Raw genomic sequence first — 11,622 nt, 5'->3', positions numbered from 1 at the left:
ACACGGAGCTCCGAAAAACACGGCACTCAGTCGAAGAGCGAGGCGCTCGAAGGGGCTTCCAGGACCTGGACACACGCGCGCAGGCAGCTGTCCGCCAGGGCTCGCCGATGCAGGTACGCATCGAAGAAGTGGCGCGCGTTGCGAGCGATGCGCTCACACGCCGGCGCGTCTTCCACGTAGCGCGCGCAGGTGTCGACGAGATCGCTCAAGTCGGGCCGCACGAAGATGACGTGCTCGCCATCCACCAGTCCTCCGGGGAGGCGCTGGTCGTGCCGGGCCGTCACGACGCAGCTGCCCACGGCGAGGCAATCCATGAGCGGGAAGCCGAAGCCGCCGACTCCGGGCAGATCCACGCACACGCGCGCCTGGGCCACCTCGCGCAGCAAGCGGCTGTAGCGCACCGTGGGAGCCCCACCGTGGAAGCGGAAGCGCGTCTGCGCCTGCAGCTGCTCGAAGGCCTGTCGCTGCGCGTCCGAGGCGGTGTCCGGGGAGCAGCGCCCCAGCACGTCATAGGTGAAGTGGCGCGCGTCCCGCAGCGCCCGCACCGGCGCGAGGTAGTCGTACAGATGCAGGCTGCCCGGCACATACCCCGCCGGAAGCACACGGCGAGAGGAGTAGCCCGACTGGCGGTACTGCATCTTGAAGTAGAGCCCCACCTCACGCAGGCACGTGGAGTTGAGCTCCGGCGAGTCCGCATAGTCGAGGGCCGCACGCAGGCGCCCGCCCGCGTATCCCACCTCGAAGAGGACGATGCGCTCGTGGGGCTGGGGAAGGTCCACCACCTCCAATTGAGCGCGCTCGGCCAGGCCCCACTTGAAGTGGTCCGCCCACTTGGAAGCGAGCTCCCAGTCGTATTGGCGGGGCCAGGCCACGGAGACCGAGCCCCAGCGTCCCGTCCCTCGGGTCCGCAGCGCGAGGACGTTGCGCCGCGCCTGCGCCTGGGCCTGCCAGCCGAGCTCCCGGACCACATCCGTCACACGCTGAAGATTCTCCAGACTGTTCTGAAGCTGCCGCCGCATCTCCCACCCCGCGGCCGCATGCCGGGCATTCCGCGACAGGCGCAACGCCCCCGGACTCGGACCGCACCCCAACATAGGGATGGCCTCCCGGGATGCAGCCCGCCCCCCCCTCTTCGAGGCAGCGGGCTTTCTCGAGTGAACAGTTCCCTCGACCGGGGCCCCCCTGTCGGCCGGACCTGTCGCCAACTGGTATGACAAGCATACCAGTCGGTGGCGCTCCGGCCCGGCACGGGCTCCTCCCCGGGAGGCGGTGGGGATGCGAAGGTGCTCGAGAGGCTGTCGGCCCTGGGGCCGCTCCCCTCATGCGTGCGCGCGCTCCTCGGCGCCGTGAGTCCGCGCGGGCGGGGCTCGCAGGCTCTCGCCTCGCTCCCTGCGGCGGACGAGGAGCTTGCGCAGCTCCTCGACCCAGAGGACGAAGCTGGCGACCACACCGATGGCTACCACCTCCTTCAGGCTGAAGGGCACCGTGTGGAAGATCTCGTTCATGAACGGCAGGAAGACCACCATCGCCTGGAGCAGGTTGCCCAGGACCAGGCCTCCGATGAGCCAGGGGTTCTTCAGCAGGTTCATCCGGAAGACGGACCTGCCCTCCGAGCGGCAGTTGAGGACGTTGAACCACTGGCAGACCGCCAGCACCGTGAACGTCTCGGTCTGGACCTGGGCGAAGGGCGCCCCCGTCGAGAGCCGGTAGATGAACCAACCCAGGGTGGAGATCGCGATGGCGGGAGTCATGAACGCCATGCGCGACAGCAGGGTCCGCGTCAGGAGCGGCTCATCCGTGGGAATGGGCCTGCGCCGCATCTCATCCCCCTCGGCGGGATCCAGGATGAGGTTGATGGTGACCACGCCCTCCGTCACCAGGTTGATCCAGAGGATCTGCACGGCCGCCAGCGGAGGCGGATACCCCATCACCAGCGCGGCCAGCAGCACCGCCACCTCGGCCATCGAGGTCGAGAACAGATAGAGGATGACCTTCTTCAGGTTGCGGTAGACGACGCGGCCCTCCTCGACGGCGGCGACGATGGTCGAGAAGTTGTCGTCCGCGATGACCATCTTCGAGGCCTCCTTGGCGACCTCGGTCCCGGTGACTCCCATGGCGATGCCCACGTCCGCCTGCGCGAGCGCCGGCGCATCGTTCACGCCATCGCCCGTCATCGCGACCACCTCGTGCCGTCGCTGGTAGGCCCGGACGATGCGGAGCTTCTGCGCGGGGTGGACGCGCGCGAAGACAGAGATGCGATCGATGCGCTCGGCCAGGGCCTCGTCCGAGAGCTGCTCCAGCTCGCGGCCATCCACGGCGATGTCTCCCTCACGCGCGATGCCGAGCGCGCGGGCCACCGCCAGCCCCGTCACCTTGTGGTCCCCCGTGACGATGACCGGGCGGATGCCAGCGGCCCTGCACCGCGCCACCGCGTCGGCGACCTCCGGGCGAGGCGGATCCATCTGCCCCACCAGGCCCAGCCAGATCGCCTTCCCCCGGAACGCGGAGGGGTCCGCCCGGTCATCGATGCTCGCTCCCGGGACGATGGCGATCGCGAGCACCCGCAGCGCGCGGTGCGCCATGGACTCCGCGGCGGCGTGCGCCTCCTGGCGCCCGCGCTCGTCCATGGGAATGACGACGCCGCCCTGCCTCGAGCCGCCACACAGCTCGAGCAGGACCTCCGGCGCTCCCTTCAGCACCACCCACGTGCTCTCGGGCCCGGCGTGCTGCGTGGCCATCATCTTCGTGGCCGCATCGAACGGGATCTCCGCTTGTCGGGGGAAGTGGCTGCGCACCTCCTCGAGCGCGAGGCCCGCCTTCTTCCCGAGCGTCACCAAGGCCACCTCGGTGGGATCACCCATCGGCTTCCAGCGAGGCTCCTGTGCCTCGGGACCGACGAGCTGCGCGTCGTTGCAGAGCACCGCCGCCTCGAGCAGGCCCCTCAAGTCCTCCTCGGCCAGGGGCCGCACCTGTCCACCCTTCTCGAGGAAGTCGCCCTCCGGCGCATAGCCCACGCCAGACACCGAGAACTCCCGGCCACCGGGGAGATGGACGGTGGTCACGGTCATCTCGTTGCGCGTCAGCGTCCCCGTCTTGTCGCTGCAGATGACCGTGGTTGAGCCCAACGTCTCGACGGCGGCCAGCCTCCGGACCACCGAGCGCCGCTTCGCCATCCGCTGGACACCCACGGCCAGCGCGATGGTGATGGCGACCGGGAGCCCCTCGGGGACCATGCCGACCACCTGGCTGATGCCCACCATGGCGATCTGTCCGAAGGGCACGCCCCGCAGGGTCCCGATGGTCACCACCGTGATGAGCAGCACCAGCGCGGCGCCCATGATGTAGCGGCCGAACTGCTCGATGCGCCGCTCCAGGGGCGTCTTGGGCTCCTCGGCGGCCTCCGCGAGGGCGGCGATGCGGCCGATCTCCGAGCCGGGCCCGGTGGCCACGACCACCGCCCGGGCCCGGCCCGCGGTGACGTAGGTGCCCGCGTAGAGCATGTTCTTGCGGTCGGCCAGGACCGTCTCCGGCCCCAGGGGCGAGGGCTCCTTGGCCACCGGAGCGGACTCGCCGGTGAGCGCGGCCTCCGAGAGCTGCAGGCCCGCGCCCTCCACGAGCCGGGCATCCGCGGCCACCGCGTCTCCCGCCGCGAGCAGCAGCAGATCGCCCCGCACGAGCTCGCGAGCGTCGATCTGTTGCTCCTGGCCGTCCCGCAGCACGTGCGCCTTGGGGCTCGCCAGACGCCGCAGCGCGTCGAGCGAGCGCTCCGCCCGCCCTTCCTGAAGCGTCCCGATGAGGGCGTTGATGAGGACGACCACCAGGATGACGGCGGAGTCACTTACCTTCCCCAGCGCCAGGGCGATGCCAGCCGCGGCGATCAACAGATAGATGAGAGGGCTCTTGAACTGGTGGAGGAAGACGGTGGCGATGGACTTTCGCACCCCCTCCGGCAGGGCATTGGGCCCCAGGCGGGCGAGGCGGAGAGCGGCCTCCTGAGTGGACAGGCCCCGCCCGGCATCCGTCTCGGCGCGTCTCAGCGCCTCCTCTACCCGCAGCGCGTGCCAGGGCGGCTCGCTGCCTGCCGCCCCTCCACCGCTCGACTCCTGGCCATGCGCGTCATTCGCCACGGGCGTCTCCTGGCTGCTTCCCTGATCGACGGAGCGCATTGCACCTCCCAAGCCAGTCGCGACGGTTCGCCGGAGTGGGCTGCCTCCCGCAAACCCTGCGACCTCCTGGGCGCACGTGCAGGGTTTGCGCGGCCTTCAGCCCGGGAGGTGCACACGCCGGCTCACTGGAGGAGACGTGCGCTGCGCCGCTCGGCCGCAGGGCCGCACCGCGGCAGCCTCCGGCGCGTCTCGCGGTCCCTCCCAGTGACGGTGAAGGCCCACCCGAGGGACACCGCGGTTCCCATCGGGCAGAGGACTGATAGCATCCGCCGCCATGACCCGACGCATGACGTCCCTCCTCACGGCGCTCCCCGTCACGGCGGCCCTGATCGCTCCCCCTGCCCTCGCGTGCACCAGCATGCTGGTGTCCAAGGGGGCCACGGCGGACGGCGCCACCTTCATCACCTACAGCGCGGACTCGCACGAGCTCTACGGCGAGCTGTACTACACGCCCGCGCGGCGCCATGGCCCCAACGCCATGCGCGACATCCACGACTGGGACACGGGGAAGTTCCTCGGGCGGATCCCCGAGGCGCCCGTCACCTACACGGTGGTGGGCAACATGAACGAGCACCAGCTCTCCATCGGCGAGTCCACCTTCACGGGCCGCAAGGAGCTGGAGGCCCCCACCGGCATCATCGACTACGGCTCGCTCATCTACATCGCCCTGGAGCGCTCGAAGACGGCTCGCGAGGCCATCCAGGTCATGACGCGCCTGGTGGCCGAGCACGGCTATGCCTCCACCGGCGAGTCGTTCTCCATCGCCGACCCGAAGGAGGTGTGGCTGCTGGAGATGATCGGCAAGGGCGCGGGGCAGAAGGGCGCGGTGTGGGTGGCTCGCAAGCTGCCGGAGGGCTACATCTCCGCGCATGCCAACCAGGCGCGCATCCGCCAGTTCCCGCTGAACGATCCGGACACGCTCTACTCGCCCGACGTCATCTCCTTCGCTCGGGAGAAGGGCTGGTTCAAGGGCGCGGACAAGGACTTCAGCTTCGCGGACACGTACCACCCGCTCGACTTCGAGGGGCAGCGGTTCGCCGAGGGCCGGGTGTGGAGCATCTTCCGGCGCGCGGCGCCCTCGCTGAAGCTGGGGGTGGAGTACGCGGATGGCTCGTCGCCGAGCAAGCGCCTGCCGCTGTGGGTGAAGCCGGACCGGAAGCTGTCCGTGCAGGACGCGATGGCGCTGATGCGAGACCACTTCCAGGGCACGCCGCTGGACATGTCGAAGGACATCGGGGCCGGGCCGTATGCGGCGCCGTACCGCTGGCGCCCGCTGACGTGGGAGGTGGACGGGAAGAAGTACGTGAACGAGCGCGCCATCTCCACGCAGCAGACGGGCTTCTCCTTCGTGGCGCAGATGCGCGACTGGATGCCGTCGCACGTGGGCGGCGTGCTCTGGTTCGGCGTGGATGACACGGCGCTGACGGTCTACACGCCGATGTACGCGGGCATCCGGCAGGCTCCGAAGAACTTCGCGCAGGGCGTGGGCAGCCGCGGCAAGTTCTCGTGGGACTCGGCGTTCTGGGTGTTCAACTGGGTGTCGAACCAGACGTACGCGCGCTGGAGCGACATCTCGGTGGACGTCCAGAAGGAGCAGGACGCGCTGGAGGGCCAGTTCGTCGCGGATCAGGCGGACATCGAGAAGACGGCGCTGGAGCAGTACAAGCGCAACCCCGAGGAGGCTCGCCAGTACCTGACGCAGTACTCGATGCAGCAGGGCGAGAAGGTCCACACGCGCTGGCGCAAGCTGGGTGAGAACCTGCTGGTGAAGTACATCGACGGCAACGTGCGGGACGAGCAGGGCAAGGTGAACCACCCCAAGTACCCGGACGCGTGGTACCGGCACATCGCGCGGGACACGGGCAAGCGGCTGGAGATGCCCGCCGAGCCCGAGAAGAAGCCCGCCCCGGCCGCGACTCCGGCCCCGGCGGCCAAGCCCGAGCAGAAGCCCACGGTCGCGCCGCCTCCCTGAGGCGGGTTGGAGTAACACGGCTCCTGGGAGCTCGAAAAACGCACCGAGCTCCCAGTCCCGTCGCGCTGCGAGGCCGAAAGAACGGTACGTTCGGCCCATGAAGCGCTGGAGCCTCACCATCGGGTGTCTCCTGCTGGCGGTCCTCCTCCCGAGCCTCGCCCGTGGCGATGAGCCGAGGAGTACCACCGCTCCTCCCGTTGCCGCTCAGGGCGGAGCCCTCGCTCGGGTCCAGGCCGCGGGGGTGCTGCGCGTGGCCATCGACGCCACCTACCCTCCCATGGAGTTCCTGGAGGGCGGTCAGCCCGTGGGCTTCGACGTCGATCTCGCTCGGGAGATTGCCCGCCGGCTCGGTGTCTCCGCGCAGTTCGTCGTCATGGACTGGGACGGCATCCTCGCCGGGCTCACCTCCGGGCGCTACGACATCATCCTGTCGTCGATGAACATCACCCCCGCGCGCCAGCAGCAGGTCGACTTCATCGAGTACGCGCGCATGTCCCAGGTCTTCGTCACCACCCGGGGCCGCACCATCCGCACCGAGCAGGAGCTCGCCGGCCACCGCGTCGCCGTGCAGACGAACACCACCTCGCAGCGCTTCGTGGAGCAGCTCCAGCAACGTGGCGTCGCCGTCCAGGAGATCCGCCCCTTCCCTGGCGCCACCGAGTGCTTCGCCGCCGTGAAGTCCGGCCAGGCCGACGTCATCGTCATCGACGAGCCCGTGGGCCGCTTCTTCTCCCGCCGGGATGACAGCTTCGTCATCACCGGCCAGGCGCTCGAGCCCGAGCCCATCGGCATCGCCATCAACAAGCAGGACGCGGACCTGACCGCCGCCATCCGCCAGGCCTTCGAGGACATCCGCGCCAGCGGCGAGCTGAAGCGCCTCTCCGAGCGCTGGTTCGGCGGAGAGCTGGGGCAGGCCGTGAAGCCCCAGGGCTTCTGGACCTTCTCCCTCGAGGTGGTCCTGCCCCGCGTGCTCCAGGGGCTCGGAGTCACGCTGCAGCTCACGCTCGGCTCCGGGGCCTGTGGCATCGCGCTGGGGCTGCTCGTGGCGCTGGCGCGCATCTCCCGCCGCTCTGTCTTCCGTGGCGTGGCCACGGCCTACATCACCCTGTTCCGCGGAACTCCGCTCCTGCTCCAGCTCCTCTTCATCTTCTTCGCGCTGCCCTTGATGATGGGCGTCCGCCTGGGCCCCATGGCCGCGGGGCTCGTCGCGCTCTCGCTCAACGCCGCGGCCTACATCGCGGAGATCTTCCGGGCCGCCATCGAGTCCATCGACAAGGGACAGATGGAGGCAGCCCGCGCCCTGGGCATGAGCCACGAGCTGGCCATGCGCCGCGTCATCCTGCCCCAGACGTTCCGCCGCCTCATCCCTCCGCTCGTCAACGAGCTGGCGGCGCTCTCCAAGGACACCTCGCTGGTCATGGTCATCGCCCTGCCGGAGATGCTCTACGAGACGAAGCAGCTCGCGGGCACCTACCTGCGCCCGGAGGTGTACGCCTGGGCCGCCGTCGGCTACCTGATCATCGTCGTGGCGCTGTCCGCTCTCGCCCAGCGACTGGAGCGCCGCCTGGAGGCGCGAGGCACATGAACATGAGCGCCCCCATCATCCGCGTGGAGGGACTGCGCAAGTCCTTCGGTGACCGCGAGGTGCTCCGAGGCATCGACCTGGAAGTAGCCACCGGCGAGGTCGTCGTCATCATCGGCCCGAGCGGCTGCGGCAAGTCCACGCTGCTGCGCTGCCTCAACTACCTGGAGACCCCAACTCAAGGGCGCATCTGGCTGCGCGGCGAGCTGCTGGGACGGCAGGAGAAGGAAGGCCGGCTCGTGCCGCGGCCCGAGGCCGAGGTGGATCGGCAGCGCACCCACATCGGCATGGTCTTCCAGCGCTTCAACCTCTTCCCCCACATGACGGCCCTGGGCAACGTCATCGAGGCCCCCCTCCGGGTGAAGGGCCTGCCGCGCGTCCAGGCGGAGACCATCGGCCTGCGGCTCCTGGAGCGCGTGGGGCTGCTCGACCGGAAGGACGAGTACCCGGCCCGGCTCTCGGGCGGTCAGCAGCAGCGGGTGGCCATCGCCCGCGCCCTCGCCATGGAGCCGGAGGTGATGCTCTTCGACGAGGCCACCTCCGCGCTCGACCCCGAGCTGGCCGACGAGGTGCTCCAGGTGATGCAGGGCCTGGCCCGCGAAGGCATGACCATGCTCGTCGTCACGCACGAGATGGCCTTCGCCCGAGAGGTGGCCCACCGCGTGGTCGTCCTGGACGCGGGCACCGTCCTGGAGCAGGGCCCGCCCTCGCGCATCTTCACCCAGCCCTCGCAGCCGCGCACCCGCGAGTTCCTGCGCAAGGTGCTCCATGTCTCCCCTGGCGGTGAGGGCTGAGCCCCGTCACTCCCCGGAGCGGCGCCACACCGCCAGCGTCTGCACGGCCACGGTGTAGAGCACCAGCAGGGCTCCCACCGGCGCCAGGATGATGCCCAGCGAGGGATCTCCCTCCGGGTGCGCAATGCCTCCGAGCAGGAAGCCCAGCGGCATCCCCACGCTGCCCACCATCAGCACCCGGGAGGCGGACGTGCGACGCCCCACGCTCAGCGTCGGCGTGTCCGCCCACTGCACATAGATGAGGTTCAGCAGCCCCAGCGCCGCGCCATGGAAGTGCGCCAGCGACCAGAGCCGCTGCTTCCAGGCGTCCGCCACGAACGACACCCACCGGAAGCCCTCCAGCGCCTCCATCACCGAGCCGAACGCCAGCGACACGAAGAGCAGCGTCCAGCCGAACCGGGCGTGCACCCGGGCACGGCCCTCGGCAGCGGAAGCCTCCGTCTTCTTCTGGCTCGTCACGTCACTCCCCTATCTGGATGGGAGGTTGCGCCGCGCGCCTCTCCAGGAGCTGCTCGACCACGGCGGGGATCGGCTCCATCGCGGCATCCAGCGGAACCGACGCGTCGGGCCGGGGAATATCACCCTTGTCCAGGGCCGCCCACCACTGACGCCAGCTGCGCACCACCCGAGCCCGCTCCTCGGCGGAGGCCTGGGGCTCGAAGCGCGGCACCTGCCCCGCCGAGCCCTTCAGCGCCGGGCGCGCCTCCCCCGCCCGAGCCACGAGCGCCTCGAGCGACAGCCACGAGAGCCGTCGGATGGAGGAGTAGTTGTCCTCCATCCCCTGGAGCAGGAAGGGCACCGCCCACAGCCGCGCCAATGGCTGCGCCGTGTAGCTCCGCGCATCTCCCAGCGCCGACGCCGCCACCGCGCGCTGCACCACGTCCCCCGACAGCAGCGTCCGGACCATCTCCGCCACCGCGAAGGCCGGCTCCGAGGGCAGGTCCTCCGGAGGCGGCTGGCCCTGCTGCCCGCGCAGCGTCTCCGCCGCCCACCGCGCGCTCCGGTCCGTGTGGCACAGCGTGCACGCCTCCGGCATCTCGTGGCGCCAGGCCCGCGAGGGATCCGGCGACTGGATGCGGTGCGTGGGGTGCAGCCGCATGATGCCGTACGCGATCTTCGGCATGTGGCAGGCATAGCAGTCCGTGCCCGAGGAGCCCTCGCGGTGCCGGCTGTGCTCGGCGGCCTTCGCCACGATGTCTCCGTGGCACTCCTGGCACGCCGCGGGCCCGCGCTTCTCCTGCGTGATCATCCCCTTCGGGTCCCCGCCGTGCATCGAGTGGCAGTGCTGGCACGTCAGCCCGCCGCGCTGGAAGTCCCGGGACATCAGCAGCCCCTGGTACTCGTACGCGCTGAGGCGCGGCGTCCCGTCCTTCCAGAAGCGCAGCGTCACATCCACCCCCTCCAGGTGGCTCTCGCGATACAGCGGCCGCGTGTACGCGGACAGGTCCTCCCCCGCCGTGTACGGATCTCCCTCGGAGAGGAACTGGCGGATGCGATCGATGGGCGAGGGCAGGCGCTGGCCGTGGCAGTGGCCGCAGACCTGGATCCGCCGCAGCGGCTCCAGCCGCGTGGGGTTGACGATGGAGCGATCCGGCGCCTCGGAGTAGTGCAGGTAGTAGCGGCGCAGCGGCATCCGGTTGCGCGCCGCGTGCTCCGTGCCCGGCCCGTGGCAGGCCTCGCAGGCGATGCCCAGCTCCGCCACGTGGCTGTCGAACCTGCCCCGCTCCCAGTCGTAGCGGGGCTGCGCCTTCACGTTGTGACAGAAGATGCAGTTGGCGTCCCACAGCGCGCGGTGGGTGTTGAAGTCCATCCCGTCCGGATCCAGGAAGCCGCCCGCCAGGTGGAACCAGCGCCGGCCCTCGATGTCCCACGCGACAGGCAGCCGGATGTACCGGTCCCCCTCGCGCACCAGGTACTGCTGCACGCGCCGCGAGCCCACCGTGCGCGCCACCTCCTGGCGCCGCATGCGGCCCTGTCCGTCCAGCGTCTCGATGACGAAGCGCTCGCCGTCGCGCAGGAAGCGGGAGGTGACGCCCTCGTAGGTGAAGCTCACCCCGCTGAAGTCCCCCTGCACCGCGCCCGGTGACGCCTCCTGCGTCATCGTCCGGTGGAAGGTGCGCCGCCAGCTCTCGAAGTGGTCCGGGTGGCACGGCTGGCACGACGAGGCGCCCGAGTACTCCACCGCGCTCAGTTGCACCGGCGTGCGCACCTCGACGGCGGTGGCCCGGAGCGCGAGGCCGGCCACGAAGGCCAGGACCCCGAGCCCGAGCCCCCAGGCGAGATATGGGCTGCGGAGGCGCGCTCCCACCGACTTCATGGCTCGATGCATAGGCGCTTCAGGCTGTCGAGTCGATCCCTGTCCCCCGGGGCGAGGCCGCCCGGCTGCTCAGGGGAGAAAGACACCCTCCGCCCCCGTCGCCCCGTAGATGCAACTGGGTGTCACTACCACCATGTCCCCGCCGAGCGCTCCACTGGCAGTGAAACGCGCCCGTCAAGAATCTGGTTTTCCCTTTCTTCTGGTGACCCCGAAGATTTGTTGGCGATTTGAAACTCAGTGTGTCGATGTGATACCTGTTTCCGCTCCCGGAAGACAGTTCTCGTCAGATGCGAGGCTCGATTCCTTCGAACCCGCATTGAGCGCGTGAGGGTTCGCAATACCGGCGCGCTCGGATGTCGGGGCAATACACAATGGCACAACGAGTAAGCCGACTCCCCAGAATGGGGCTGCGAGCCAAGAGCACCCGCGTGCTCGGGCTGGTCGGAATGTTGTCGATGCTGGGTTGCGAGGGCTCGAGCAACGAGGCCGAGCAGCAGCGCGAGGTGGTTCGTCCGGCTCTCGCGACGCACAAGGTGCAGCTGTCCGCGGAGCAGGCGAAGCTGCTCGAGAAGAGCGGCGCCAACGTCCAGGTCATCGCGGACTACGGCGCGTTCAAGATCGTCCAGGTCGATGAGAACGCGATGGCCGCCCTGCCCGAGGGTGCCGAGCCGCGCGACGACTTCAACGACATCCTCCTCAACGCGGGCACCATCGACACCGCGTCGCCCCACGGCCAGTCCCTGCGTGGGATGAAGCTGCCGGCCTCCGGCAAGGCCCTGCACATCGTGCAG

The 11,622-nt window shown here is 69.9% G+C and carries 8 protein-coding genes; 4 read left to right on the top strand and 4 right to left on the bottom strand.

The window, feature by feature from the left end:
• Positions 1-26: 26 nt before the first annotated feature.
• Together KY572_RS47940 and KY572_RS37095 are read right to left on the bottom strand one after the other, a co-directional pair.
• Entirely contained in the window at positions 27-977 is a 951-nt protein-coding gene (locus tag KY572_RS47940) for a glycosyltransferase (RefSeq protein ID WP_224248442.1), read from the bottom strand.
• A 342-nt stretch (positions 978-1,319) separates the two neighbouring features.
• Positions 1,320-4,166, bottom strand: coding sequence for a cation-translocating P-type ATPase (locus KY572_RS37095; protein ID WP_224248441.1), 2,847 nt, complete (start codon positions 4,164-4,166; stop codon positions 1,320-1,322).
• A 274-nt stretch (positions 4,167-4,440) separates the two neighbouring features.
• On the opposite strand from KY572_RS37095, the gene KY572_RS37090 reads away from it, so the two are divergent.
• From KY572_RS37090 to KY572_RS37080, 3 genes are all read left to right on the top strand, one after another.
• Positions 4,441-6,138, top strand: coding sequence for a dipeptidase (locus tag KY572_RS37090; RefSeq protein ID WP_224248440.1), 1,698 nt, complete (start codon positions 4,441-4,443; stop codon positions 6,136-6,138).
• A gap of 97 nt (positions 6,139-6,235) precedes the next feature.
• Entirely contained in the window at positions 6,236-7,723 is a 1,488-nt protein-coding gene (locus KY572_RS37085; protein ID WP_224248439.1) for an ABC transporter substrate-binding protein/permease, read from the top strand.
• Positions 7,724-7,725: 2 nt separating this feature from the next.
• Positions 7,726-8,514, top strand: coding sequence for an amino acid ABC transporter ATP-binding protein (locus tag KY572_RS37080; protein WP_224248545.1), 789 nt, complete (start codon positions 7,726-7,728; stop codon positions 8,512-8,514).
• A gap of 6 nt (positions 8,515-8,520) precedes the next feature.
• On the opposite strand, the gene KY572_RS37075 is transcribed toward KY572_RS37080, so the two are convergent.
• Complete coding sequence (locus tag KY572_RS37075) at positions 8,521-8,973, bottom strand: hypothetical protein (protein ID WP_224248438.1); 453 nt, start codon at positions 8,971-8,973, stop codon at positions 8,521-8,523.
• Between the two features lies 1 nt (position 8,974).
• Complete coding sequence (locus KY572_RS37070) at positions 8,975-10,843, bottom strand: cytochrome c3 family protein (protein ID WP_224248437.1); 1,869 nt, start codon at positions 10,841-10,843, stop codon at positions 8,975-8,977.
• A 416-nt stretch (positions 10,844-11,259) separates the two neighbouring features.
• Between KY572_RS37070 and KY572_RS37065 the strand changes: the two genes are divergently transcribed.
• On the top strand, positions 11,260-11,622 hold a 363-nt coding region (locus KY572_RS37065), incomplete at its 3' end, for a hypothetical protein (protein WP_224248436.1).

Source organism: Hyalangium gracile, from assembly GCF_020103725.1.
Lineage (GTDB): Bacteria > Myxococcota > Myxococcia > Myxococcales > Myxococcaceae > Hyalangium > Hyalangium gracile.
Note: the sequence above shows the minus strand (reverse complement) of the source record. Positions and strands in the feature narration are given on the sequence as shown.